The 24,761-nt window shown below is 71.2% G+C and carries 17 protein-coding genes; 9 read left to right on the top strand and 8 right to left on the bottom strand.

Going from position 1 to position 24,761, the window contains the following annotated elements; translation table 11 throughout:
• The first annotated feature begins 21 nt into the window (after positions 1–21).
• Positions 22–1,692 carry a phosphoenolpyruvate--protein phosphotransferase gene (ptsP, locus tag ACQEVG_RS13160; protein WP_432981790.1) on the top strand — a complete coding sequence of 557 codons (1,671 nt, stop codon included), beginning with the start codon at positions 22–24 and terminating at the stop codon, positions 1,690–1,692.
• Between the two features lie 71 nt (positions 1,693–1,763).
• On the opposite strand, the gene ACQEVG_RS13155 is transcribed toward ptsP, so the two are convergent.
• Positions 1,764–2,732, bottom strand: a complete 969-nt coding sequence (locus tag ACQEVG_RS13155) for a hypothetical protein (protein WP_432981787.1) — start codon at positions 2,730–2,732, stop codon at positions 1,764–1,766.
• A 241-nt stretch (positions 2,733–2,973) separates the two neighbouring features.
• Positions 2,974–4,962, bottom strand: a complete 1,989-nt coding sequence (locus ACQEVG_RS13150) for an acetoacetate--CoA ligase (RefSeq protein ID WP_432981784.1) — start codon at positions 4,960–4,962, stop codon at positions 2,974–2,976.
• Positions 4,963–5,179: 217 nt separating this feature from the next.
• Here ACQEVG_RS13150 and ACQEVG_RS13145 point away from each other — a divergent pair, with 217 nt between their 5' ends.
• Together ACQEVG_RS13145 and ACQEVG_RS13140 are read left to right on the top strand one after the other, a co-directional pair.
• A complete protein-coding gene (locus ACQEVG_RS13145; RefSeq protein WP_432981781.1) occupies positions 5,180–7,540 on the top strand; it encodes a glycoside hydrolase family 31 protein in 2,361 nt (786 codons plus the stop codon).
• 99 nt (positions 7,541–7,639) lie between these two features.
• Complete coding sequence (locus ACQEVG_RS13140) at positions 7,640–8,734, top strand: M20 family metallopeptidase (protein WP_432985321.1); 1,095 nt, start codon at positions 7,640–7,642, stop codon at positions 8,732–8,734.
• 156 nt (positions 8,735–8,890) lie between these two features.
• Here ACQEVG_RS13140 and ACQEVG_RS13135 read toward each other — a convergent pair whose 3' ends face one another.
• Positions 8,891–9,394 carry an NUDIX domain-containing protein gene (locus tag ACQEVG_RS13135; RefSeq protein WP_432981778.1) on the bottom strand — a complete coding sequence of 168 codons (504 nt, stop codon included), beginning with the start codon at positions 9,392–9,394 and terminating at the stop codon, positions 8,891–8,893.
• Positions 9,395–9,454: 60 nt separating this feature from the next.
• On the opposite strand from ACQEVG_RS13135, the gene ACQEVG_RS13130 reads away from it, so the two are divergent.
• From ACQEVG_RS13130 to glpK, 5 genes are all read left to right on the top strand, one after another.
• Positions 9,455–10,291, top strand: a complete 837-nt coding sequence (locus ACQEVG_RS13130) for a M15 family metallopeptidase (protein ID WP_432981775.1) — start codon at positions 9,455–9,457, stop codon at positions 10,289–10,291.
• Positions 10,292–10,348: 57 nt separating this feature from the next.
• On the top strand, positions 10,349–10,780 hold the full coding sequence (locus ACQEVG_RS13125) for a Zn-ribbon domain-containing OB-fold protein (RefSeq protein WP_432985318.1): 432 nt from the start codon (positions 10,349–10,351) through the stop codon (positions 10,778–10,780).
• Positions 10,777–11,967, top strand: a complete 1,191-nt coding sequence (locus tag ACQEVG_RS13120; RefSeq protein ID WP_432981772.1) for a lipid-transfer protein — start codon at positions 10,777–10,779, stop codon at positions 11,965–11,967. Before ACQEVG_RS13125 ends, ACQEVG_RS13120 begins: the two co-directional genes overlap by 4 nt.
• Before the next feature lie 289 nt (positions 11,968–12,256).
• Positions 12,257–13,018, top strand: coding sequence for an MIP/aquaporin family protein (locus ACQEVG_RS13115; RefSeq protein ID WP_432981769.1), 762 nt, complete (start codon positions 12,257–12,259; stop codon positions 13,016–13,018).
• 30 nt (positions 13,019–13,048) lie between these two features.
• Complete coding sequence (glpK, locus tag ACQEVG_RS13110; RefSeq protein WP_432981766.1) at positions 13,049–14,560, top strand: glycerol kinase GlpK; 1,512 nt, start codon at positions 13,049–13,051, stop codon at positions 14,558–14,560.
• A 101-nt stretch (positions 14,561–14,661) separates the two neighbouring features.
• Here glpK and ACQEVG_RS13105 read toward each other — a convergent pair whose 3' ends face one another.
• From ACQEVG_RS13105 to ACQEVG_RS13090, 4 genes are read right to left on the bottom strand one after another with little or no spacing between them, the layout of a single operon-like run.
• Positions 14,662–15,267 carry a GTP-binding protein gene (locus tag ACQEVG_RS13105; protein WP_432981763.1) on the bottom strand — a complete coding sequence of 202 codons (606 nt, stop codon included), beginning with the start codon at positions 15,265–15,267 and terminating at the stop codon, positions 14,662–14,664.
• Positions 15,248–15,652 carry a DUF742 domain-containing protein gene (locus tag ACQEVG_RS13100; protein WP_432981760.1) on the bottom strand — a complete coding sequence of 135 codons (405 nt, stop codon included), beginning with the start codon at positions 15,650–15,652 and terminating at the stop codon, positions 15,248–15,250. The genes ACQEVG_RS13105 and ACQEVG_RS13100 overlap by 20 nt, the downstream gene beginning before the upstream one ends.
• A 9-nt stretch (positions 15,653–15,661) precedes the next feature.
• A complete protein-coding gene (locus tag ACQEVG_RS13095) occupies positions 15,662–16,117 on the bottom strand; it encodes a roadblock/LC7 domain-containing protein (protein ID WP_432981757.1) in 456 nt (151 codons plus the stop codon).
• The gene (locus ACQEVG_RS13090; protein WP_432981754.1) at positions 16,114–18,921 is read right to left on the bottom strand and encodes a sensor histidine kinase; all 2,808 of its coding nucleotides are present in this window, start codon (positions 18,919–18,921) and stop codon (positions 16,114–16,116) included. The genes ACQEVG_RS13095 and ACQEVG_RS13090 overlap by 4 nt, the downstream gene beginning before the upstream one ends.
• A gap of 409 nt (positions 18,922–19,330) precedes the next feature.
• Between ACQEVG_RS13090 and ACQEVG_RS13085 the strand changes: the two genes are divergently transcribed.
• Positions 19,331–19,777 (top strand): hypothetical protein, encoded by a 447-nt coding sequence (locus ACQEVG_RS13085; RefSeq protein ID WP_432981751.1) that lies wholly within the window; start codon positions 19,331–19,333, stop codon positions 19,775–19,777.
• A 149-nt stretch (positions 19,778–19,926) separates the two neighbouring features.
• Here ACQEVG_RS13085 and ACQEVG_RS13080 read toward each other — a convergent pair whose 3' ends face one another.
• Positions 19,927–24,750, bottom strand: a complete 4,824-nt coding sequence (locus tag ACQEVG_RS13080) for a hypothetical protein (RefSeq protein ID WP_432981748.1) — start codon at positions 24,748–24,750, stop codon at positions 19,927–19,929.
• Between the last annotated feature and the right edge of the window lie 11 nt (positions 24,751–24,761).

Below are 24,761 nucleotides of genomic sequence, written 5' to 3'. Positions count from 1 at the left end.
GCTCAAAGGGAGACGGGTCAAATGGAGACAACGCTGCGAGGCGTCGGCGTAAGCCACGGTGTGGCGATCGGCGAGGTTCGGCACATGGGCACGGCGGTTCTGGAACCGCCGGCCAAGCAGATACCGCCACAGGATGCGAAGCGCGAACAGGGGCGCGCCCGTCAGGCCGTCGAGGCTGTGGCGGCGGATCTGATTGCTCGCGGCAATCTGGCGGGTGGCGAGGCACAGCACGTGCTCGAGGCGCAGGCCATGATGGCGCAGGACCCGGAGCTCATGGCCGACGTGGAGCGGCGCATCACCGTCGGCAGCACTGCCGAGCGTGCGGTGTACGACGCGTTCGCCGCGTACCGGGCGCTCCTGGCAAATGCGGGTGAGTATCTGGCCGGACGCGTCGCGGACCTGGACGACGTGCGGAACCGGATTGTGGCGCGGCTGCTGGGTGTGCCGATGCCGGGGGTGCCGGACAGTGACGAGCCGTATGTACTGATCGCACGGGATCTCGCACCGGCGGACACGGCGCTGCTCGACCCGACGCTGGTGCTCGGTTTTGTCACCGAGGAGGGTGGGCCGACCAGCCACAGCGCGATTCTGGCGCGGGCTCTCGGGGTCCCCGCGGTGGTTGCGCTGCCGGGTGCCTGCGAGCTGGCCGAGGGCACGTTGATCGCGGTCGACGGCAGCACCGGTGAGATCTTCGTCGGGCCGAGCGACGAGAAGCGCAGTGAGCTTGAGCGGGCCGCGGCGGAGCGCAAGGCCGCGCTGGCCGCCTCCAGTGGGCCGGGTGCGACCTCCGACGGGCACAAGGTGCCGCTGCTGGCCAATGTCGGCGGCCCCGGCGATGTGCCGGCCGCGGTCGAGGCCGGTGCCGAGGGTGTCGGGCTGTTCCGTACGGAGTTCCTGTTCCTCGACGACAGCAAGCAGGCGCCGTCGGAGGAGAAGCAGGTCGAGGCGTACCGCAAGGTGCTCGAGGCCTTCCCCGAGGGCCGGGTGGTCGTGCGGGTGCTGGATGCCGGCGCGGACAAGCCGCTCGACTTCCTGACTCCGGCCGACGAGCCGAACCCCGCGCTGGGTGTGCGCGGGCTGCGCACGCTGCTCGACCACCCCGATGTGCTCCGTACCCAGCTGACGGCGCTGTCCAAGGCCGTCGAGGGGCTTCCGGTGTACCTCGAGGTCATGGCCCCGATGGTGGCGGACCGTACGGACGCGAAGGCGTTCGCCGACGCGTGCCGTGAGGCCGGGCTGCAGGCGAAGTTCGGCGCGATGGTGGAGATCCCGTCCGCCGCTCTGCGGGCGCGTTCGATCCTGCAGGAGGTGGAGTTCCTGTCGCTGGGCACCAATGACCTCGCGCAGTACACCTTCGCCGCCGACCGTCAGGTGGGCGCGGTCTCCCGGCTGCAGGACCCTTGGCAGCCGGCGCTGCTGGATCTGGTGGCGCTGTCGGCCGAGGCCGCGAAGGCCGAGGGCAAGAGCTGTGGTGTGTGTGGTGAGGCTGCCTCCGATCCGCTGCTTGCCTGTGTGCTCACCGGTCTCGGTGTGACCTCGCTTTCGATGGGTGCGGCGTCGATTCCGTATGTGCGGGCGACGCTGGCGAAGTACTCGCTTGCCCAGTGCGAGCGGGCTGCCGCCGCGGCGCGTGCCACGGACACCGCCGAAGAGGCGCGGGTCGCCGCCCAGGCGGTGCTCTCCGGCGAGTAGCCGTTGCGCCGTGGGCAGTAGGTGATCGATGGGGGCTTCCCGCCGGGACGGTGGGAAGCCCCCATCGGCGTTCAGTGGTGGTTTTCCGGGTCGTCGGTGGTGATGTCGAAGCCCGCGCAGTACTCGACGCCGGGCTCGGGGGACAGTGGTTCGCCGGTGCCGGCGTCGGTGCAGTAGGCGCTGAACACCTCGCCCGCGGTGAGCGGGAGCAGTCGGCCCTGGTGGAGCCGCCAGCCGTGGAGGTGGTCCGGGGCTTCGTCGGTGGTCGTACGGAGAACCACTCCCCCGGCTGTCTCCAGTGCGATCCCTGTCGCGAGGACGGTGACGAACTCCGCCGCCTCCGACGCGTCCAGGCGGGCGGGCGCGTCCGTGGCTTCCTCCGCGTGGAGGACGGCGAGGAGCTGTTCGTCGGGGGCCGGGACGCTGCAGACGAGGTGGTGTCTGCCTCGTCCGGCCACTTCGAGCAGTCGCATCAGGATGCGCGATGCCCGGTCGAAGGCGGCGCGGCCGATGTCCTGGCCGCAGTCGGCGCACTCACCGAGGTCGGCGAGGAGCATCGTCGCGTACTCCCAAGTGGCCTGGCGGACTGCCTTGTTGATGAGCTGCGGCAGCAGGCCGTCGAGCGGCTGTCCCGTGTACCTCAGGCTGGCGCCGCGGCCGGCGATTTCGGCGGTGTAGTGGCTGCGGCTCGCGGCGGCGTCCGGGTCGAGGCCTGCTTCTGCGCAGTACTCGGCGAAGTCGTCGGGGTCGAAGAGGGCGACGGTGGTGTGGAGCTGGCCGGTGGCGAGGGTTTTGAGCAGGGCTTCGATCTGCCGGAGGTAGCTCGGGTGGTCGTCGAAGGTGAAGGTGCGGTACTGCCGCATCGCGGTGAAGTCCCGCTCGTCGGCCAGGATGCCTACGGTGCTGGGGACTTCGCGGCGGAGGGTGCGCCGCAGGGCCGCGTCGCTCCTGGGCCGCTGACGGCTGGACTGTTTGGACGGCTTGGAGTGCTTGACCGACCTGGGTCGCTTGGGCTGCCTGGGCTGCTTGATGTACGCCATTTCTCCCCCTGGGCGCTGTTGACTACTGGTGACTCACCGTAATCGACGGCACTGACAATGGGCTTTGGCGGGGCGGGTGCGCCCGCTGCGGGCCTGTTGCCCTACCGCCCCTTCCCGAACCGGGGCTCCGCCCCAGACCCGGTCCTCAAACGCCGGACGCGCTTGATTCGGGGGTCCGCCTCGGACCCCGCGCGCCGGCTTCGCGGCGCGGACCCAGGCCGGCCGGATGGGCTTGATTGCCTCAGTCGTCCGCCGGGCTTGAGGTTCGAGTGCGCGCCAGGTTCTCGTAGAAGCGCAGCAGTTCGAGGTTGTCCACCGAGCCGGGGTTGACCGCCTTGGACAGGGCCGTGCCTTGGAGGAGGCGCTTCACCGGGACCTCGATGCGTTTGCCGGTCAGTGTGTGCGGGACGCCCGGGACCTCGATGATGTCGTCCGGGACATGGCGCGGCGAGAGCTGCTCGCGGATCGTCTTCCTGATGCGGGTGCGCAGCGCGTCGTCGAGGGCGGCGCCTTCGACGAGGTGTACGAAGAGCGGCATCCAGTAGCCGCCGTCGGGCTCCTCCAGGCCGATGACCAGCGATTCGCGGATCTCGGGGAGGCGTTCGACGGCCTCGTAGATGTCGGCCGAGCCCATCCGTACGCCCTGGCGGTTGAGGGTGGAGTCGGAGCGGCCGTGGATGATCACGGAGCCTCGGTCGGTGATCGTGATCCAGTCGCCGTGCCGCCAGACGCCGGGGAACATCTCGAAGTAGCTGTCGCGGTAGCGGCTGCCGTCCGGGTCGTTCCAGAACCGGATCGGCATGGAGGGCATGGGGTTGGTGACGACCAGTTCGCCGACCTCCCCGATGAGCGGCTTGCCCTGGGGGTCCCAGGACTGGAGATCCGTGCCGAGACTGGCGGCCTGGAGTTCGCCGATGTGTACGGGCAGGGTGGGCACCGCGCCGGCGAAGCAACTGCACACGTCCGTGCCGCCGCTGACCGAGGCGATCCACAGGTCGTCCGCCACCTCGTCGTGGAGCCAGCGGAAGCCGTCGGGCGGGAGCGGGGAGCCGGTGGTTGCGACGCACTTGATCCGGGAGAGGTCGAAGTCCCGGGACGGGTGCACCTCGGCCTTGCGGCAGGCCATGACGTACGCCGCCGAGGTGCCGAAGAGGTTGGCCTTGGTGCGCTCGGCGATACGCCACTGGGCGCCGGTGTCGGGAAAGCCCGGGCTGCCGTCGTACAGGACGACCGTCGTGCCCGTGAGCAGGCCGGAGACGAGGAAGTTCCACATCATCCAGCCGGTCGAGGTGTACCAGAAGAAGCGGTCCTCGGGGCCGAGGTCGTTGTGCAGGCCGAGCTGCTTGAAGTGCTCCAGCAGAATGCCGCCCTGCGACTGGACGATGGCCTTGGGCAGGCCCGTGGTGCCGGAGGAGTAGAGGACCCACAGGGGATGGTCGAAGGGGACCTGTTCGAAGACGGGCTCCGTGTCACCGGAGGTGACCGCCGACCAGTCGTGTGCGCCCTCGGGGGCCTCGGTGCCGAGCAGCGGGATGTGGATCACCGCGCGCAGGGTGGGAAGTTCGCGGCGGAGCTCGGTTACGGTCTCGGTGCGGCCGTGCTCCTTGCCGCCGTAGCGGTAACCGTCGACGGTGAACAGGACGACGGGCTCGACCTGCTGGAAGCGGTCGAGGACGCTGCGGGCGCCGAAGTCGGGGGCGCAGGAGGTCCACACCGCGCCGACGGCCGCGGTGGCGAGCAGAGCGGTGACGGCCTGCGGGATGTTGGGCAGATAGCCGCTGACCCGGTCCCCCGGGCGTACGCCGAGAGCGCGCAGTTCGGCGGCGAGCGCGCCCACCTGGCGGCGGAGCTCGGACCAGCTGATCGGGGTCGGCTCATGTGTTTCGTCCACATGGAGCAGTGCCGGATCGTGGGGGCGGTCCTCGGCAGCTCGCAACGCGTGCTCGGCGTAGTTGAGGGTGGCGCCGGGGAACCACCGGGCCCCGGGCATGGCGGGATCGGCGAGGACGCGCTCGTACGGAGTGGAGAACCGGATGTCGAACCACTCGGCGACCGCCTGCCAGAAGGTCTCGAGCTCGTCGACGGACCAGCGGTGCAGCGCCGCGTAGCCGCCCTCGGCGGGGGCCCCGTGGCGCTCGGCGGCCCAGGCCTGGAAGCCGGTGATCCGGGCGGCGGCGATGCGCTCGGGGTCCGGCTGCCACAGGGGGGCAGGGTTCGCTGCTGAGGTCATGGGGCGGCTCCCGGGTGGCTCTACGCGGTGTCTGCGTGTGTCGCGCGCACGTGCGGGGTGTGCGCGTGACACGGCTGACAGGGACGATGCCATGTGATCGTCTTTCGCACCAGGGCTCCCCACCCATGGTCGGGCCCTGGAATATGTGGTCTCACCACGGGTGAACGGGAGTTGAACAGACCCCACGCAAGCTCCGCCGGATGGCAGGCTGAGCTGCATGAACGGTCGTGGTCTGGTGCGCTCGCTGAGGATCTTCGCAACGGTGCAGGGGGTACGCGCGGCACGCTCGGCCTGGCGGCAGCGGCGGACCGACGCCCGGGGGTTGCCGTCGAGAGGGGCGGAGCGGGCCAGAGTGCCGGGGCTGGTGAGCGGGGCCGAGCCGCTGCCGGGGGGCGGGATCGTCCGGTTCGCCCGTTCTGAGCTGCTTATCCAGGTCACGGCGGGCGGCGCGGTCTTCTGGGGCTGGGACGGCGCCGGGCCCAAGCCCTCGTACGCCCTCGCAGGCGCACCTCCGGAGCCGGACCCGCGGGCCGAGCTGGAACCCGACAAGGACGGCGGCTGGCGCGTCGTGTCGGAGCGGGTGACGGTGGAGGTGTCCCGGCACGGCGCCGTGGAGATCCGCACGCCCGGGGGTGTCGTGCTGCGCCGGGATCTGCCGCCGCGCTGGTGGGAGCCGGTGCGGGGCGGGTCGGCGCGGTGGGTGCAGCGGACCGAAGTGCCCGCGGACGCACGCTTCTTCGGGCTCGGCGGCCGGGCGTCCGGTCCCCGCCTGCGGGACGGCAGCTACCGGCTGTGGAACACCGACCCCCGCGGCGCCTTCGGCCCCGACGACGATCCGCTGTACATCACCATGCCGGTCCAGCTGGTGGTGGCCGACGCGGGCACCCATCTCGCCTTCCACGACAACTCCTGGGACGGGCGGGTCACCCTGCGGGAGGGCGAGGAGGGCGCCGGCTCCGGACACGACCGGCCCGGCACCAGCGAGGTGCGTATGGACGGCGGGCCGCTGCGCTGCTGGGTGGTGGTGGGCACGCCGGCGCGGGTGCTGCGTGGCTGGACCGGGCTGACGGGTCCGCCCGCGGTGCCACCGTCCTGGGCGCTCGGCCCGCAGCACGCGCGGTGGGGGTTCGGCAGCGAGCGGGAAGTGCGCCGGATCGTGGCCGGCTACCGGGGACGGGAGCTGCCGCTGTCCGCGGTCCATCTCGACATCGACCACTACGACGCGTTTCAGGTCTTCACCGTGGACCGGGAGCGCTTCCCCGACCTGCCCGGGATGGCGAAGGAGCTGCGCGAAGAGGGGGTGCGCCTGGTCTCGATCGTCGACCCGGCGGTGAAGGCGGAGCGCGGTAACGCGGTGTACGACAGTGGGACCGCGGCACGGGCGTTCGTGCGGGACACGGAGGGACGGGAGGTACGGGGCGTGGTGTGGCCGGGCGACTGCGTCTACCCGGACTTCACCGATCCGGCGGTGCGCCGGTGGTGGGGCGAGCAGTACGCGGAGCGGCTCGCGCAGGGTTTCTCCGGGGTGTGGCACGACATGAACGAGCCGGTGTCCTTCACCCCCTTCGGCGACATGACGCTGCCGCGGTCCGCCCGGCACGCGCTGGACGGCAAGGGCGGCGACCACCGGGAGGCGCACAATCTGTACGGCCTCGCGATGGCGCGTGCGGGGTACGAGGGGCTGCGGCGGCTGCGTCCCGAGCAACGGCCGTTCCTCTTCTCCCGCTCCGGCTGGGCGGGTATGCAGCGGTACGGGGGCACCTGGTCCGGCGATGTGTCCACCGGCTGGCCGGGGCTGCGCGCCTCGCTCTCGCTGGTGCTGGGGCTCGGGCTGTGCGGGGTGCCGTACTCCGGTCCCGATATCGGCGGCTTCGACGGCAGCCCGTCGCCCGAGCTGTTTCTGCGCTGGTTCCAGCTGGGGGCACAGCTGCCGCTGTTCCGTACGCATGCGGCGATCGACGCCGGGCGCAGGGAGCCGTGGGAATTCGGGCCCGAGGTGCTGGCCCATGCGAGGGCCGCGCTCGCCGAACGGGAGCGGCTGCTCCCCTACTTCGTCACGCTGGCGCACCTGGCCCGGCTGACCGGGGCGCCCTATGCGCGGCCGCTGTGGTGGGGCTCCCCACAGGACAGGGTGCTGCGCGACTGCGAGGACGCGTTTCTGCTCGGGGACGCGCTGCTGGTCGCGCCGGTGCTGGAGCCCGGCACGGACCGGCGGGCGGTGCGGCTGCCGCGGGGGCGGTGGTACGACACGGCGACGGAGCGGGCGTACGACGGCCCCGGGCAGGTGCTTGTGGACGCGCCCCTGTCACGTATCCCGGTGCTGGCACGGGGCGGTGCGGTGATTCCGGTGCGGGGCGCGGACGGCGCGATGGAACTGGAGGTCTGGGCACCCGCGGAGGGACGCAAGGGCGGCGGGCTGGTGGTCCCGGACGTCGGCGACGGCTGGGAGGCGGCGCAGGTGGAGCGGTACACGACGCGTCTGGTGGACGGCCGGGTCGTGGTGAAGCACAAGAAGCCCGAGGGCTCGGGGCCGCCTCGCTGGCGGGTGAGGGTGCGAGGGTTGGGGGCGGAGGGCTAGGGCGGCGGACCGGGCGCGGGCGTCCGCGGGGTGCGGGGTGCCGTGGCCCGGCTGACGAACATTCCGTCACGGCGTACCAAGTACGCTTGCGACGTGACGATGCACAAGACCGTCGATGTGAGTGTTGACGCGATGATTGAGGACCTCAGGACACTCGTCGAAATCGAGTCACCATCGCGCGATCTCGACGCCTTGACGGCATCGGCCAAAGCTGTCGCCGCTCTCATCGAGAGCCGCCTTGGCGGGCAGGCCAGCCTCGTTGAGAGCGAAGCCGGGCCGCACGTCCACTGGTCAGCCGGTGGCGATCCCAAGGTCCTGATCCTCGGTCACCATGACACGGTGTTTCCGCTCGGCACCCTTGAACGCCGCCCGTTCAGGGTCGAAGACGGGCATGCGACCGGCCCCGGGGTCTTTGACATGCTTGGCGGTCTGGTACAGGCCGTTCATGGCCTGGCGGCGCTCGATGACCGGGCAGGCGTCGAGATCCTGGTGACCGCCGACGAAGAGGTCGGCTCCCGCTCCTCTCGAGCTCTCATCGAAGAACGAGCCCTTGCTTGCGGCGCAGTACTTGTGTTCGAGGGCGCCGCAGACGGCGGAGCTCTGAAGACCGGCCGTAAAGGCTGTGGCACGTTCCAAGTCTCTGTCGCGGGCCGGGCGTCGCACGCAGGCCTTGAGCCCGCAGCCGGGGTCAACGCCCTGATCGAGGCAGCACACCAGGTACTGGATATCGCAGCGCTTGGTCGACCCGACATGGGCACGACTGTTACCCCGACCGTCGCGGCCGCAGGAACCCTGGACAACGTCGTTCCCGCGGAGGCGACTGTCATCGTCGACGTCCGGGTCGAGTCGGCCGGCGAGAAAGAACGAATCGAATCCGCGTTCGCGGCGCTGGTTCCACATCTCGATGAGGCGGAGATCGCGGTGCAGGGAGCCATCAGCCGCCCTCCGATGCCCGAGTCGGCGTCGGCCGAGCTCTATGCGGTGGCCAAGCAACTGCTTCCTGACCTCGAAGGCAAGGCAGTCGGCGGTGGAAGCGACGGCAACTTCACGGCCGCACTGGGGGTGCCAACACTTGATGGCCTTGGAGCAGTCGGGGGCGGTGCCCACGCCGACCACGAGTACCTGGTGATCGAAGCCATGGCCGAGCGGGCGAACCTTGTTGCTGGACTGGTCAACGCGATTCGGAACACATAGGAGCGCGAGAGCATGCGCGACCCGTGAGTCACGCGAGGTCGCGATCTGCCAGCACCAAGACTCGCTCATCGACTGCCGGCTACTGGCCCAAGCCTGGACCAGCCACCGCTGGGACACCCGACCCAGCCGATGCGCCTGACCCATCCGCGCGATCTCTCAGCCGTACCAACCCTCGAACCATCGCCTTGCCGCGATCGTGTGCAGCGGGAACGTCAACTCCGCCGGCGCGTGCAGCACATGCCAGCCCGTCGTCTCGTTCGTCGGGGACGGGGTCGGGAGTGCCGCAGCGTCCCGTTCCGGCAGCAGGCCGAACAGCAGCAAGTGGCCGTCCGGGGAGCTGAGGGCGTCCGCGAGGCGGACCTCGTCGGGTGACGCCTCGATGCCGGTCTCCTCCTTGAGCTCCCGGACGACCGCCTGCTGCCAGTCCTCGGCATGGTCGATGAAGCCGCCCGGCAGCGCGACGCCTCCGCGTCCGGGGTCAATCGTGCGGGTGATGACGACCAGTCCGGGTCGGTCCGCCGCCCGCGCGGGCAGTAGCGCGACGGCGACGGGCAGTGGATTGCGGTAGGCGGTGTCACCGCAGGCCGCGCAGGTGCGGGGCCAGTCCGTGACCGGGCCGTACGACGCTCCGCAGTTGCCGCAGTGGGAATCCTTGGGCACGCGCGGACTGTATCCGATCACCCTTTCCCGCGGGGCCGGGAACTGATAGACGGTGTGCACATGACAGGACTTGCTTCCGCATTCCGCACCCTCGTCGCGACGGCCGCCGCCCTGCTCGCCGTCACCGCGTCCACCGCCGCGGCCCCGGCCGCCCGGGCCCACTCGGAGCCCACGGCCCCCCGTGAGTTCGTGGCGCTGCGCAGCGTGGACCGGACGATCATTCAGGAGATGCGCTACACCACCCCGCACAACTTCGTGGGAGCGCGGATCGACGGCTATCGCCAGCCGCTCTGCATCCTCACGCTGCCTGCCGCGCAGGCACTGCACCGGGCGCAGCAGGCACTGCTGCGGCAGGGCTACTCGCTGAAGGTGTACGACTGTTACCGGCCCCAGCGGGCCGTCGACCACTTCGTACGGTGGGCCAAGGACCTCGATGACGAAGCCCTGAAGAAGGAGGTCTATCCACACGTCGACAAATCACGTCTGTTCGCGGACGGTTATATCGCCGAGAAGTCCGGGCACAGCCGTGGCAGCACGGTCGACCTCACCATCGTCAAGCTCCCGGCACTGCCGACCAGGCCGTACATCCCGGGGGAGCCCCTCATCCCCTGCTACGCGCCCAAGTCCGCGCGCTTTCCGGACAATTCCGTGGACATGGGGACCGGTTTCGACTGCTTCGACACGCTGTCACACACCGACGACCCCAGGATCCAGGGCGAGCAGCGCACCAACCGGCAGCTCCTCAAGAGCACGCTGAGCGCGCTCGGCTTCGTGAATCTGCCTGAGGAGTGGTGGCACTTCACCTACAAGCCGGAGCCGTTCCCGGGCACCTTCTTCGACTTCCCCGTCTCTTCGCGGTCGGTCGCCGGAAATCACCGATCCGTGGCACACTTCTGACGTATCGTCAGATCACTGTGCCGGGGAGGGACCTTGACGCGCACGCCGCAGCGGCCCGTGGTGGCCGGATGGTTCACACAGGACGGCGGTGAGGAGGACTTCCGGCTGCTCGGCACCCGCTGTACGGCCTGTTCGTCCGTCTTCTTCCCGCGCGAGGACTCCTTCTGCCGCAACCCGGCGTGCGGTGGCGGGGAGCTGGTGGAGCTGCCCCTGTCCAAGCGGGGACGGGTGTGGTCGTACACGGACGGGCGCTACCGTCCGCCCGCGCCGTACGTCTCCGATCCGGCCGCCGAGTGGGAGCCGTACACGCTCCTCGCCGTCGAGCTCGAGGCCGAGCGCATGGTGGTACTCGGGCAGGCCGTGCCCGGCCTGACGGTCGCCGGTCTCGCGGTCGGGATGGAGGTCGAGGTCGTCCCGGGCGTACTGAACGAGGACCCGGACGCCGTCTGGACGACCTGGCACTGGCGGCCCGTGGGGGTGGCCTCATGACCGGCGACGTGGCGGTCCTCGGGGCCGGAATGCACCCCTGGGGCAAATGGGGCCGCAGTTTCGTCCAGTACGGGACGGCGGCGGCCAGAGCCGCGCTCGCCGACGCGGGAATCGACTGGCGGCAGGTGCAGTCGGTGGTCGGCGCGGACACCGTGCGCTGCGGCTATCCGGGGTATGTGGCGGGGGCGACCTTCGCACAGGCACTGGGCTGGCAGGGGGCACGCGTCACCAGCGTCTACGCGGCCTGCGCCTCAGGAGCGCAGGCGATCAGCACCGCACGCGCGCAGATCCTGGCCGGCCTGGCCGACGTCGTCCTGGTGGTCGGCGCGGATTCGGCGCCCAAGGGCTTCTTCGCACCGGCCGGAGGCGAGCGGCCCGACGATCCCGACTGGCTGCGCTTCCGGCTGTTCGGCGCGACCAACCCCGCCTACTTCGGGCTCTACGCCCGCCGCCGCATGGCCCTGTACGGCGACTCCCCCGAGGACTTCGCGCTGGTCAAGGTGAAGAACGCGGCGGCCGGTGCGCTCAACCCCAACGCCCGTTACCGCACAAGGGTCTCGGCCGAGGACGTCGCCGCCTCCGCGGTCGTCGCCGATCCGCTGCGGCTGCTCGACATCTGCGCGACGTCCGACGGCGCGGCCGCACTGCTGCTGTCGAGCATGGACTTCGCGCGCCGGCGCGGGGCCGCCGCCCCGGTCCGTATCCGCGCGGTCTCCACCGTCACACCGACGTACCCGAAGGCCGTACTCGACCTCCCCGACATCGCGACCGACTCGGCAGCCGTCGTGGCGCCGTCACCGGACTCCTTCCGGGCCTCCATCGCCCGGGCCGCGTACGAGGAGGCCGGTCTCGGCCCCGAGGACCTCTCGCTCGCCGAGGTGTACGACCTCTCCACCGCGCTCGAGCTCGAGTGGTACGAGGACATCGGCCTGTGCGGGACCGGCGAGGGCGCCAAGCTGGTGCGCGAGGGCGCCACCGCGCTCGGCGGCCGCATCCCGGTGAACGTCAGCGGCGGCCTCGCCTCCTTCGGCGAGGCCGTGCCCGCACAGGCCCTCGCCCAGGTCTGCGAGCTGACCTGGCAGTTGCGCGGCACCGCGGGAGAGCGCCAGGTGCCGGGTGCCCGCACCGGAATCACCGCGAACCAGGGGCTTTTCGGCCATGGTTCGGCGATCGTGGCCATTCGCTGAAGAACCTTCGAGGCGTACTCCCGCTGCCTTACGTTCCCCGCTAGCGTGTCAAACGCATCGGCCGTGAACTGCACTTGATGTCAACGACCTTGACGACCCATCACGGCCGGTGAACACTGCCTCTTCGTCGGCATCGCCGCACACTTCGGCACGCTCACCATGCTCGTCACGGACACCGGGCAGGGCGCGGACTCCGCTGCCTCCGGCTCCGTAGCCATGGCATGCCATGGAGCAAGCACCCTGCACTGAGTACCGGGGCCGGGCCCCGGGCGAGGGCCTAGGAGCCGCCATGAGCAACGGAGACATTTTCGTAGGTGAGGTCATCGGCACCGCGATACTCATCCTCTTCGGCGCGGGCGTCTGTGCCGCCGTCACGCTCCATCACTCCAAGGCAAAGGCCGCGGGCTGGGTCGTCATCGCCTTCGGCTGGGGCTTCGGCGTGCTGGCGGGCGCGTACACCGCCGCACCGCTGTCGGGCGGGCATCTCAATCCGGCCGTGACACTGGGCGTCGCCGTCGACACCGGGGAGTGGAGCAAGGTCCCGCTCTACATCCTGGCGCAGATGGTCGGCGCGATCCTGGGCGCCGTACTGGCCTATCTCGTCTACTTCGCGCAGTTCCGCGCCAATGCGGACACGGCGAACGCGCAGCCCACGCTCGGGATCTTCTCGACCGGTCCGGAGATCCGTAATCCCGTGGCCAACCTGATCACCGAGATCATCGCTACGGTCGGCCTGGTGCTGCCGATTCTCGCCTTCGGCAAGAACGACGGCATCGGCATCGGCCAGATCCCCGGGCAGAACGCCGGGATCTACGGCTCGGGCATCTCCATCCTGCTGGTGTCGCTGCTGGTCGTGGGCATCGGTCTGTCGCTCGGCGGACCGACGGGTTACGCCATCAACCCGGCTCGTGACCTGGGACCACGCATCACCCACGCGCTGCTGCCGATCCCCAACAAGGGCACCTCCGACTGGGGTTACGCCTGGGTGCCGGTGGCCGGACCCGTGATCGGCGGGCTGCTGGCCGGTCTCATCTTCAACGCAGCCTTCTAGGCCTTCCGGCCTCATTGACAAGGGGACGTCATGACGGACAAGTTCGTCGCCGCAATCGACCAGGGCACCACGTCCAGCCGCTGCATCATCTTCAACCAGGACGGCGCGATCGTCGCCGTCGACCAGCGTGAGCACCGTCAGATCTTCCCCAAGCCGGGCTGGGTGGAGCACGACGCCACCGAGATCTGGTCCAAGGTGCAGGCGGTGGTGGCGGGTGCGATCGCCAAGGCGGGGCTGCGCGCCGACCAGCTCAGCGCGCTCGGCATCACCAACCAGCGGGAGACGACGGTTCTTTGGGACCGGTCGACCGGCAAGCCGGTGCACAACGCGATCGTCTGGCAGGACACCCGTACCTCCGCGCTCTGCAACGAGCTGGGGGGCACGGACGGGCAGGACCGTTTCCGCGACGCGACCGGGCTGCCGCTCGCCAGCTACTTCTCCGGCCCCAAGGCGGCCTGGCTGCTGGACAATGTGCCCGGACTGCGCAGCCGTGCCGAGCGCGGCGAGATCGCCTTCGGTACCATCGACTCCTGGCTGATCTGGAACCTCACCGGCGGCACGGAGGGCGGGGTCCATGTCACCGATGTGACCAACGCGTCGCGCACCATGCTGATGAATCTCCAGACCCTCGAGTGGGATCCGGCGATCCTCTCCGCGATGAACGTCCCGCAGGCAGTGCTCCCGGAGATCAGGTCGTCGGCGGAGGTGTACGGGACGGCGGTCGGCCAGCTCGCGGGTGTGCCGGTGGCCTCGGCGCTCGGCGACCAGCAGGCCGCGATCTTCGGACAGGCCTGCTACGACACGGGCACGGCCAAGAACACGTACGGCACCGGCAGCTTCCTCCTCCTGAACACCGGCAATCGGCCCGTGCCGTCCAAGAGCGGGCTGATCACCACCCTGGGCTACAAGATCGGTGACGAGAACCCGGTGTACTGCCTGGAGGGGTCGATCGCGATCACCGGCGCGCTGGTGCAGTGGTTCCGGGACCAGTTGGGCATCATCCGCAGCGCCGACGAGATCGAGACGCTGGCGGCGAGCGTGGACGACAACGGCGGGGCGTACATCGTGCCCGCCTTCTCCGGGCTCTTCGCCCCGTACTGGCGCTCCGACGCGCGCGGCGTCATCACCGGCCTGACCCGGTACGTCACCAAGGGGCATCTGGCGCGCGCGGTGCTGGAGGCCACCAGCTGGCAGACGCGTGAGGTCGTCGACGCGATGTACCAGGACTCCGGGGTACAGATCACCACGCTCAAGGTCGACGGTGGCATGACGGCGAACAACCTGCTGATGCAGCATCAGGCGGATGTGCTGGGGGTGCCGGTGATCCGGCCGAAGGTCTCCGAGACGACATGTCTGGGCGCCGCGTACGCGGCCGGGCTCGCCACCGGCGTCTGGTCGGACCTCGACGAGCTCAAGGCGCACTGGCGGCGCGATGTGGAGTGGTCGCCGCGGATGGAGGCGCAGATCCGGGAGCGCGAGTACCACAACTGGCGCAAGGCGGTGGAGCGGAGCTTCGGCTGGCACGAGGAGGACGGGGCGTGACCTCGTAACCCCCGGACTCGTAAAGCCTGCAACGACGGAAGGCTCACGGCCCGTACCCCAGTCGGTGGGGGTACGGGCCGTGTCTTGCTCTGTCCGCCGCGTCAGGTCGTGGCGTGCTCGCGCTGCCGGTCGGCGCGGGCCAGCGCATGCTCCACCACCGCGACCAGCACCTCCTTGGCGGACTCGCGCTCACGCGCGTCGCACATCAGCAGCGGCACCTCGGCGTCCAGGTCGAGGGCGGCCCGTACCGTCTCACCGGGGAAACGGCCCGCGCCTTCGAAGCAGTTGACGGCGACGGTGAACGGAATGGCACGGCGCTCGAAGTAGTCGATGGCCGCGAAGGAGTCCTCCAGACGGCGGGTGTCCGCGAGCACGACCGCGCCCAGCGCCCCCTGCGCCAGCTCGTCCCAGAGGAACCAGAAGCGGTCCTGCCCCGGTGTGCCGAAGAGATAGAGCACCAGGTCCTCGCGGAGTGTGATGCGCCCGAAGTCCATGGCCACCGTGGTGGTCGTCTTGCTCTCGACGCCCTCGATGTCGTCGACGGGCCGGCCCGCCTCACTCAACGCCTCCTCGGTGCGCAGCGGTCGTATCTCGCTGACCGCACCCACCAGGGTCGTCTTGCCGACCCCGAACCCGCCCGCGACCAGGATCTTCAGGGTCACCGGCTCGACAAGCGGCTTTCGGCGGCTAGAGCGCCCGAAGACCATTGATCACCTCGCGGAGAATGCTCACGTCCGGCAGTTCGGCCGGCGGAACGGGACGGGTTACATGGACCAGCGCGTCCTCGACGAGATCGCCGACGAGGACGCGCACCACTCCGACCGGAAGGTCCAGAGTGGCCGCGAGTTCGGCGATCGACTGAGGGGTGTCGCCGCACCGCTCGACGATCTCCACATGCTCCGGCGAGAGCGACTGGTCGCGGCCGGGGTCGTCGGCCGCGATCTCCGGCACCACCAGGGCGATCAGATCAAGGCGGTGGCGGGTCGCGCTGCTCGTCCGGCCACGGGTCATCGCGTACGGACGGACCACCGGGCCCGCGTCGGCGTCGAAGAAGTGGTGCTGTCTCTGAGCGTGCTGAGCCGAGTCACTCATGCCCCACACTCACCCTCCGGCGGTCTGACCGGTCCGTGGCGCGGTGGAGAGGTGGACTCCGACCCGCTTGACCATCAGCGTCATCTCGTACGCCACCAGGCCGACGTCGGAGTCCGCGTCGGCGAGGACGGCCAGACAGCTGCCGTCGCCCGCCGCCGTGACGAAGAGAAAGGCCTCGTCCAGCTCCACCACGGTCTGGCGGACCCGGCCTGCATCGAAGTGGCGGCCGACACCCTTGGCGAGGCTGTGGAATCCGGAGGCCACGGCGGCGAGATGCTCGCCGTCCTCGCGGGTGAGGTCACGGGAGGTGCCGGTGGCGAGGCCGTCGCCGGAGAGCACCAGTGCTTTGCGGATGGTGGCCACCCGGTCGACGAGTTCGTCGAGAAGCCAGTTGAGCTCGCCGGCTGCCTTGGCGGTCGGCGTGGCGCCCAGGGCGCCCGGTGCTGCGGCATGCGGTGCGGTCATCGACCGTCCCCCTCGAAAGTCGTTCCTGGTGCGGTCTCGCCGGGGCCGGCGGCCTGGTCGGTGGTCGCGGCCTCTTCGGCGTTCTGGCGGCGGCCGCGCTGCCAGCCTCGTTGCATGGAAGCCATGCGGTTGCGTACTTGTTCCGCGTCGCGCTCGATGTCCTGCGCCGCGGCCGGGGCCGGCGTCTCGTCGGCGGTGTCCTCCCTGAGCTGGGGGGCGAGGCTGGCCTGGCGGACTCGACGGGGCAGGCCGTCGAGCGGGGCAGGTTCGGATGGGGGTGGTGCCTGATCGGTCAACGGGGCCTTCTCGGGCGCGGGCGCGGGCGCGGGGGCCGCCGGGGCCGGTGCGGGCCAGGGCGCATGGCGTCGCGGCTCGGCACGTGGTTCCGGACGTGGCTCCGGTGCGGGCGCGAGCGTGGGCTCATCGGCGTGGGCCGGCCCGGGAGCCGGAGCCGGGTGGGTACGGCCGCGTTCGTCCACCCTGCGACCGTGGTCGGTGACCAGGGTCGGCGGCTTGCGGCGGGGCAGTTGCGCCGGTCCCGGCAGCCGCTCGGGCATCTGGTCCAACGCCTGCTGGTGCTGCTCGTCCGGGACCTGGCGCCGCCGGTCGCGGGCCCTGGCCCGGAAGATTCCGCCACGCTCGCTCTCGGTGTCCTCGATGTCGCCGATGGAGCCGTTCCCGCTGATCGCGTCGCCCCCGGCCATGGAGTCGACGCCGCCGAGCACCGCTCGTTCGTCGAAGCCCAACGCACCTACGGGCGGCTCCAGTTCGACGGGCCCGTCGAGCAGTGCGGATCCGCCGAGACCGGTGGGCACCTTGGCGAGGGCCGAGAGCTTGCCGTCACTGCCACGCCGTCCGGCAGCGCTCTCGCTCTTGCGGTCGAGGCGGAAGCCGGTGCCCTGGGTCTCGGGAGCCTCGGTGAGCAGGGCCGCCGGTATGAAGACGACCGCCGTGGTCCCTCCGTACGGCGAAGGCTGCAGCGATACGCGGACGTTCTGCCGCTGGGCGAGCCGGCTGACGACGAACAGGCCGAGCCGGTCGGTGTCCGAGAGCTCGAACTCGGGGGTCTCCGCGAGCCGCAGATTGGCATCGAGGAGCACCTCGGGGGCCATGCCGAGACCGCGGTCGTGAATTTCGAGGGTGAAGCCGTTGGCGACCCGCTCGCCGTGCACCTGGACACCGGTGTGCGGGGGCGAGAACACCGTGGCGTTCTCGAGGAGTTCGGCGATGAGGTGGGTGAGGTCGGCGACGGCCGGGCCGCCGACGCCGATGCGCGGCAGCCTGCGCACCTCGATGCGCTCGTAGTCCTCGACCTCGGCGACCGCGGCCCGTACGACGTCCATCAGCTGGATCGGCTTGCGCCACTGGCGGGACGGGGCGGCACCGGAGAGGATCACCAGGCCCTCGGCGTGCCGCCGCATACGGGTGGTGAGGTGGTCGAGGCGGAACAGGTCCGCGAGCTCCTCGGTGTCCTCCGTGCGGCGCTCCATCGTGTCGAGGAGCGTCAGCTGCCGGTGCAGCAACACCTGGTTGCGGCGGGCGAGGTTGACGAAGACCTCGGAGACTCCGCGCCGCATGTCGGCCTGCCTTACGGCTGCCTCGACCGCGGCGCGCTGAAGGGTGTTGAGCGCCTGGCCCGCCTGGCCGATCTCGTCCGAGTCGTAGTCGAGGCGCGGCGCCTCGGTCTCGACGTCGACATGCTCACCCGCGGCGAGCCGCCGCATCACGCTGGGCAGCCGTACGCCGGAGACCTCGTGGGCCTCCTTGCGCAGCCGGGAGAGGTCGCGTACGAGGTCGCGGCCGATGCGTACGGAGACGATCACCGAGACGAGGAGGGCGAGGAAGCCCAGCACCCCGGCGACTCCCGCCTTGACGAAGACGCTGTACGCGGCGGGCTTGAAGCGGTCCTGGTAGCGCAGGCCCGCGTCCCTGGCCTCGCGGTCGAGGTCGTCGATGACGGGGGTGGCGGCCGCCTGCCAGCGCGATGCCTCCGATGCGCCCGTCTTCTCCACCGGGCCTGCCGTGATGAAGCGTTCCTCGGCGTTGCGCAGGGGCGCGGTCTTGGGGCTGCGCCAGTACTGCCGGTAGATCTCGCGTTCGCCGGCGGGCAGGACTTCGAGATTGGTCTCGTAGTACAGCTCACGCTTGGCGATGAAGTCGGAGAGAGCGCGGATCTCGGCCGCCGTGACATTGCGCGTGACGAGGGAGGAGGCGATCAACGCGTCCTCACGGGAGAGCATTTCGAGGGCGCGGACGAGGCCGACGAGGGCTCGGCCCTGCCGTTCCATTTCCACGTCGTTGAGTGCGTGGAGCGTCAGCAGGAAGCTGTAGCAGGGGTCGACGAGCCGGTTGTAGTACTCCAGCGCCTGGGTGCGGGAGACGGTGCCCGTCTCCACCGAGCGGCGCAGGGCGCCAAGACCGTCGAGTGCTTCGAGAAGCGAGTTGAGTTCATGGGTGGTGTCGGAGCGCATGTCGTCGCGGACTCCGGACTTCCCCATATTCGTTTTGATCTTGGCGATGGCCTTGTCGGTCGCCTCGCGCTCGCGCCGCAGATTGGGCAGCGCGTCCGAGGCGCGGCGGTCCGCAAGGTAGATGAGTGTCTGGCGGCGTTCTTTCTGGATGACGCCGACGGTGTCCGCGACCGGATAACCGACTTCTTCCCCAACGGAAGTGACGTCGAGAAGCTGGTTCGCCTCCCGGCCGGTCAGTACGGTGGCGAAGCCCCACAGGGCGGTGAGGGAGACAAGCGGCACCAGCAACAACGCCACGATCTTCCGGCGGATGGACTTCCCGCGAAAGCGCATGGCCTCCCCCTGCTCAAACCCGCCCGGTGCGGGTGGCGTTCCTCCGTCAACAAACGGCGTGAGCCTACTACTGTCACACTGACAACTCGAAGGCACGTCCGGACTATTTTCGGCCGACGACAGCCGTGTTGATCATGGGTTGTCCTGGTATTCGGGGAGATAGCATTCCCAGCAGTCCCGGAGCGCACCTGGCGGCGCATCATCTTTCGGACCGTCCTAGATGGCTGGAATTCTTCGATCCGCGGGAATCATCCGACCCGGTCAATCGTCCTTGTGTACGGGGGCTGTGTACGTCGGCAGGGGCAACGGGGGTTCGCCGCATTCGATGCGGGGCCGCAGCGGCCGGAGTAAGGCAGCGGATTCCGGGCAGCCACCCTGAAGTCGGACAGAGGTGGGAGTGACAGGGTCCATGGACACGGACGAGCGTCGCAGCAGGGTGCAGGCGGCGGGTTATGCGGAAGTCCCGCGGCAGCTCTGGGTGGAGGAGCCGGCCGTGCGACGGCGGATGGCCGATCCGGTCCGTACGGCGGCCGTGCGGGCGGTGATCATCGCATCGCTGACGATGATTCAGGCGATGATCGCCTTCCTGTGCACGCTGGCGGGGTCGTGGCTGGCCTTCCCGATGGTGCTCAGCAGCGTGGCCAGCACGGTGGTGGCGACTTGGGCGGTGCTGGATGTGTGGGTGACCCGCCAGGTGTGGAACCAGCGCAATGGCGTGGTGTCCATGCCCAGCAGCACGGCACGGCAACTGCGCCGGGAGCGCCGCAGTGCGCGCAAGACGGCGCGAGCCGCGGAACGTGAGAGTGCGCGGATACGGCGAAGGGAACCGGGCAGGCGGTTGTCGGCGACAGGTTGACACCTTGGGCCTGCTCGGGCGCCCGGACCTGCGGGTGCCGGGGGGGTCCGCGGCGCGGGTTACGGCGCGCACGGGGCCGCGGGTGCGGGTCTGGGCCCCAAGACCCGCACCGCGGACGCCCGCACCCGAAACCCGTACCCCGGCGGCGGCTACCGCTTGAACATGCGCGTCGCGGTGATTTCTCCGTGGACCGTTTCGCCTGTCGGGTCCTGCTGCGGCAGACCCGGCCGCAAGTGTTCCTCGACGCTGATGTACTTCAGGCCCGCGCGCAGGTCCGCGTCATTGCGCAGACGGATGACCAGCGGAAATTCGGCGAGGGCCGTAGTGTCGAAGAGGCCGGTCGTATAGAGCAGTTGGACGCCCAGTGCATCCGAGACCGCCCGCTGGAGCTCCAGCAGATACGTCGCGTTGGCGCGGCCGATCGGATTGTCGAGGAAGAGAGTGCCGGCGTGCTGGTGCTTGTCCCGGCCGCGGTCGTTGCTGCGGAGCGCGGCCATCGTGCAGTACAGGGCGATCGCCGCGGTGAGCAACTGGCCGCCGGAGAAGACGTCGCCCATCTGCCCGACCGGGACCCGCTCCGCCCGCAGCACCGCGTCCGGCTTGAGGATCTCCACCGCGACGCCCTTCGGCTGCAGCGCCGCCTGAACGCCGCGCAGCAGCAGGGACATCCCGTCCCGGCGACCCTCCCCGTACGCCGCCGCGGAGTTCTTCTTCACGGCAGCCCGGGTCGCCTCGTCGATGACCTCCCCGAGCCGCTCGGCGAGCGTCGTCTGGTCCGGCTCCTCGAAGCGGATCCGCAGAAACTCCTGCCCCGACCACTCGCCGAGCCCCTCGGGCAGCCGGGACAGCCGCTGCGCCGAACGCAACGTCGTCAGCGCGGACTCCACCAGGCCACGCAGCCGGTCCACGATCGTGTCGCGGTTGCGCTCCAACTGCTGCAGCTCATCGGTCAGCACCCGCAGCCGAGGGGCGAAGGCCTCCGCCCATTTCGCGGCGTGCTCCGGCAGCGCCGCGGCGGGCAGCTCCCGGATCTGCTGGCGCGCGGGGGTGCGCACCTGCTCGTACCGGCTGGAGTTGGCGTGCCGTACGAGGATGTCGCTCGCTTCCCGCACGGCGGCCTCGGCGGCGGACAGATCGGTGGCGCAGCCGCGCAGTGAGCGACGGGCCTCGGCGGCCGAGTGCCGCGCCTCCTCCAGCGTGCCGGGGTAGGGCTCGGGCGCTTTTGGCCCCTCCTCGTCGTGGTGCTCCCGCAGCAGGTCCCGCAGGAGCGCGGCGGTCTCGTCGAAGCCGCCTGCCGCGTCCTCGGCAACCCGGTGCGCCTGGAGCAGCCCGGCGTGGGCGGCCCGGGCGGTCTCCAAAGCATCGGTCCGCGACGCCAGTTCCGTCGTGGCCGTACGCAGCAGGGCCTGCGCCTGCTCGGCGTTGGCCGGCACCTGATCCTCGGGGAGCTCCGTGTGCGACTCGCCGTCCGCAGGGGCCAGCCGCTCCGCCTCGCCGCGGAGCCGGCCAAGCTTCTCGCTCGCCTCCGAAGCACGCGACTCCAGCATCTGTACGAGCGACTCCGCGCGGGCGGCCGCCGCCTGGCGAGACGGCCCGTCGGCCCCGTCGGTGCCCTCCAGGAGCAGGGCGGCCCGGGTTCGGACCTTGTTGGTGAGCCGGTCGAGTTCGGCGAGGGCGGCGCTCTCGTCGCTCTCGGCTCGGGCCTGCTCGGCCCGCAGGTCCGCGCCGACTCCCACCTTCTCGTACAGCTGCGACGCGGCCCGGTACGCCTCGCGCAGGGCGGGCAGCGCGGCACGCGGCGCGTTCACGTCAACCTCGGGCAGTGTCTCGGGCGCACCGGCGATCTCGGCACGCTCGGCGCGCAGTGCGCGGGCGGTACGGCGGGCGTCGTCGCCTGCGCGCTGGGCGGCCCGGCGGTCCTCGTCGGCGGCCTTTGCCCGCTCCAGGCAGGTCGCGGCCCGGGCCTCGGACTCGGCCGCGTCGTCGGCCAGTTCACGCAGCTTCAGCTGCCAGCCCGCGCGCTCGCGGAGCCGGAAGGCCAGGCCCGCGAGCGCGTCGGCTGCCCGACGGGCGCGCTGGGCCGCGTCCTGTCGCTCGTCCCGGACCCGCGCGGCGTCGGCCGCGGCCTCGTCCGCCTCGGCGCGCACGGTACGGGCCTCGGCCAGCGCAGCCTGTGCTTCTTCGGCGGCTTCGCGCGCGGCCTGCGCACCCTGCGCGAGCTCGGCGAGCATGCCGGGCGGACAGTCCGCCCGCCACGAGCCGAGGCGGGCGGCGAGCGAACGGTCCCCGGCGAGCCGGGCCGCGAGCGTTCGGATCTCCTCGTCCCGCGCGGTGGCCCGGGCCCGCAGCGCGTGCCGCTCCTCGTCGGCGGCGTGCTCGTCGTGCATGGCCGGGTTCGGCGGTACGAGGAACACGTCCCCGTCGCCTGCGCCGCCCGTGCCGGGGCCGGGCACCGGCGCGAGCAGCGCGGCGGCCGTGCCGACGGCCACGGTGGAGCGGGGCAACAGCGCGGCCCCGGCAAGGATGTCGCGTGCGCGGGCGTGCGAGGCAGGATCGGTGATCACCACACCGTCGACGAGCTCGGGCCGCGCGGCCAGCACGGCGGCGTGGTCGGCCGGGTCGACGGCCTGCGCGAGGTAGCGCCAGCCGGGGAGGGCCGGGATGCCGTGCTCACCGAGATACTCGACGGTCGCGAGGACGTCGGGCCCCGGCGGCAGGAGGCCACCGTCGCCGAGCGCTCCGAGGATGCGGGCGTCGTCGGCGGCGGCGGTGCGCAGGTCGAACAGCTGACGCTCGGCGGAGGCGACGTGCTGGTCGAGCAACTCGCGCAGCTCGTCGGCGTACCGGTCCAACTCCTCGGCGGAGAGGGGCGCTTCAGCGGTGCGGAGGGGGGTGGCGGGCCGTGGGCCACCGTGCGCGGAGTCCTGCCCCTCGCCGGTACGAGCCTTTCGACCGCTCGCGACGACGGCGTCGCGCCCGTCGGCCGTGCCGCCTGCGAGGCTGCCGTCCGACGCATCGGCCGCCTCGGCGCCGTCCTCGCCCGTCGGGCGCTGCTGCGCATGGTCCTCCGACGACAGGCCGTCCGTCCCCGCGCCCCGGCGTGGCGAGGGCACCGACGCGTGCGCCGCCGGCGGCAGGCTCAGCAGTTCCGCCAGGCGTTCGTCCTGGGCGATCGAGTCCGCCGCGCGGCGCTCCGCCTCGTACGCGGTTTCCGCGGCCAGCGCCGCGTCCGACGCACGGGCCGCCGCCAGTTCCGCGCGAGCCTCCGCCGCGGCAGCGTCCTTCGCCCGGTCCGCCGTCGCGCGCGCGGCCTCGCGGGCCGCGTCCCATGCCGCGACCGACGTCTTCTCCGCGTCGCTCGCCGCCAGGGCGGCCCTCGCCGGGTCGGCGTCCGGCGCCGTGTCGTCCAGCCAGCCCGCCCGTACCGCCTCGGCCGTCTCCTGCTCGACCTCGCTCAGCCGCTGCCGCAGATGACCGATCTCGCTACGGGCACGCTGCGCCTCCGTGGCCGCGGCCGTCGCATCACGGTGAGCGGCCTCGCCCGCCTCCTGGAGGGCGGCGGAACGCTCCTCCTCCTCATTGGCCACCCGCTCGCCGTCCTGTGCCGCGGAGTGCAGCGCGCGGACCAGGTCGGCGGCAGCCTTGGCGCGGGCGGCGAGGGCCGGGGCCGCGTCCCGCTCGGCCTCGCGGATCGCCGCGGCGACACGTGCGGAGCGGTCCCCGGCGGCGCGGTGGCGCAGTACCGCCTCCGCGGCCTGCCAGGCGGAGTGCAGCGTGCGCGCGTCGGTCAGTTCGCGGCGTTGGGCACTCGCGCCCTTCTCCGCGACGGTCAGCGCCAACGAGGCATGCCGGTAGGCCAGTTCCGCGGCGATCAGCGAGGTGCGGCTGCGGGCCTGCTCGGCCTCGGTCACGGTATGCGCGGCGGCGGTGACCTGCTGGGCGAGCTCGGCCGTACGCCCCCGCTCCTCGACGGCGCGGGCCGAGAGACGGCGCGCGAGCGTACGCGTACGGCGCTCCGCGCCCGCGTGGATGTCCCGCGCCCTGGTCCGGGCCTCGGCCGCCTCCACGATCCGGCCGAGCAGATCGACCGAACCGGCCGTGAAGTCGCGCTCGGCGCTCAGTTCGGCGCGGCGGCCGAGCTTGTTGCCGAAGCTGCCGACGAGATCGGCGAGCCCGTCCGTGTCGCGCGTGTCGGTGACGGCGCGCAGCAGCAGATCGGTGAAGTCGGAGTCCTTCTTGACCGCGAAGAGCCCTGCCGCCTCGCCCTCGTCGGCGTTCATCTCCCGCTGGTAGCGGAAGAGTTCGGGGTCGAGGCCCACGTCGCCCAGGTGCTCGTTCCAGCGGTCGTGGATCTCCTCCCAGTACACATCGAGGTGCGGATACGCCTTGCCCGCCTCGGTGATGGCGTCCCGGAAGCCCTTCATCGTGCGGCGACGGCCCTGCGCGCCCGAGGCGCCCTCGACGGACGGGCGGACGGCCGTGGACTCGGCGACGGGCAGCGAGTCGAGGCTGAGCCCGGGGCCGGGCCGGAAGGAGTACCAGGCCTCGGCGAACTTCCGCGGGTCGTTGGACACCTGGCGCCCGCGCCACTCGCTGACCTTGCCGACCACGACCAGCTCGCCGGTGAGCGTGTGCTGCCACTCCAGGGCGACATGGCCGCAGTCGTCGGCGAGCAGGAACTTGCGCAGCACGCCGGAGCTGGCGCCGCCGAGGGTGTTGCGATGGCCCGGGAGCATCACCGAGAAGATCAGCTTCAGCAGTACGGACTTGCCGCCACCGTTCTCCAGGAAGAGCACGCCTGCGGGCGCGGGGCGGCGCGGCGGGCCGACCGGCTCCTCCTCGAAGAACTCCGCCTGGGTGGGGGCGGGGTGGGGCACCGGCTCGCCGACTCCGCGCAGGTCCAGCACGGTGTCGGCATAGCGCGCACCGGCGGGCCCGATGGAGTAGAGGCGTACCCGGGACAGCTCGTACATGGCGGCGGACT

This window comes from Streptomyces sp. CA-135486 (genome assembly GCF_050936555.1).
Taxonomy (GTDB): domain Bacteria; phylum Actinomycetota; class Actinomycetes; order Streptomycetales; family Streptomycetaceae; genus Streptomyces.
The sequence above is the reverse complement of the archived record's forward strand: the minus strand, read 5'-3'. Positions and strand labels throughout refer to the sequence as shown.

Excerpts from the sequence above, each read along its gene's own strand:
- ACQEVG_RS13120 (WP_432981772.1), top strand. The coding sequence starts at position 10,777 with ATGACCGGCGACGTGGCGGTCCTCGGGGCCGGAATGCACCCCTGGGGC.
- ACQEVG_RS13085 (WP_432981751.1), top strand. The coding sequence starts at position 19,331 with ATGGACACGGACGAGCGTCGCAGCAGGGTGCAGGCGGCGGGTTATGCG.
- ACQEVG_RS13155 (WP_432981787.1), bottom strand. The coding sequence starts at position 2,732 with ATGGCGTACATCAAGCAGCCCAGGCAGCCCAAGCGACCCAGGTCGGTC.
- ACQEVG_RS13105 (WP_432981763.1), bottom strand. The coding sequence starts at position 15,267 with ATGGTCTTCGGGCGCTCTAGCCGCCGAAAGCCGCTTGTCGAGCCGGTG.
- ACQEVG_RS13100 (WP_432981760.1), bottom strand. The coding sequence starts at position 15,652 with ATGAGTGACTCGGCTCAGCACGCTCAGAGACAGCACCACTTCTTCGAC.
- ACQEVG_RS13150 (WP_432981784.1), bottom strand. The coding sequence starts at position 4,962 with ATGACCTCAGCAGCGAACCCTGCCCCCCTGTGGCAGCCGGACCCCGAG.
- ACQEVG_RS13095 (WP_432981757.1), bottom strand. The coding sequence starts at position 16,117 with ATGACCGCACCGCATGCCGCAGCACCGGGCGCCCTGGGCGCCACGCCG.
- ACQEVG_RS13140 (WP_432985321.1), top strand. The coding sequence starts at position 7,640 with ATGCACAAGACCGTCGATGTGAGTGTTGACGCGATGATTGAGGACCTC.
- ACQEVG_RS13080 (WP_432981748.1), bottom strand. The coding sequence starts at position 24,750 with ATGTACGAGCTGTCCCGGGTACGCCTCTACTCCATCGGGCCCGCCGGT.
- glpK (WP_432981766.1), top strand. The coding sequence starts at position 13,049 with ATGACGGACAAGTTCGTCGCCGCAATCGACCAGGGCACCACGTCCAGC.
- ACQEVG_RS13130 (WP_432981775.1), top strand. The coding sequence starts at position 9,455 with ATGACAGGACTTGCTTCCGCATTCCGCACCCTCGTCGCGACGGCCGCC.
- ptsP (WP_432981790.1), top strand. The coding sequence starts at position 22 with ATGGAGACAACGCTGCGAGGCGTCGGCGTAAGCCACGGTGTGGCGATC.
- ACQEVG_RS13090 (WP_432981754.1), bottom strand. The coding sequence starts at position 18,921 with ATGCGCTTTCGCGGGAAGTCCATCCGCCGGAAGATCGTGGCGTTGTTG.
- ACQEVG_RS13145 (WP_432981781.1), top strand. The coding sequence starts at position 5,180 with ATGAACGGTCGTGGTCTGGTGCGCTCGCTGAGGATCTTCGCAACGGTG.
- ACQEVG_RS13115 (WP_432981769.1), top strand. The coding sequence starts at position 12,257 with ATGAGCAACGGAGACATTTTCGTAGGTGAGGTCATCGGCACCGCGATA.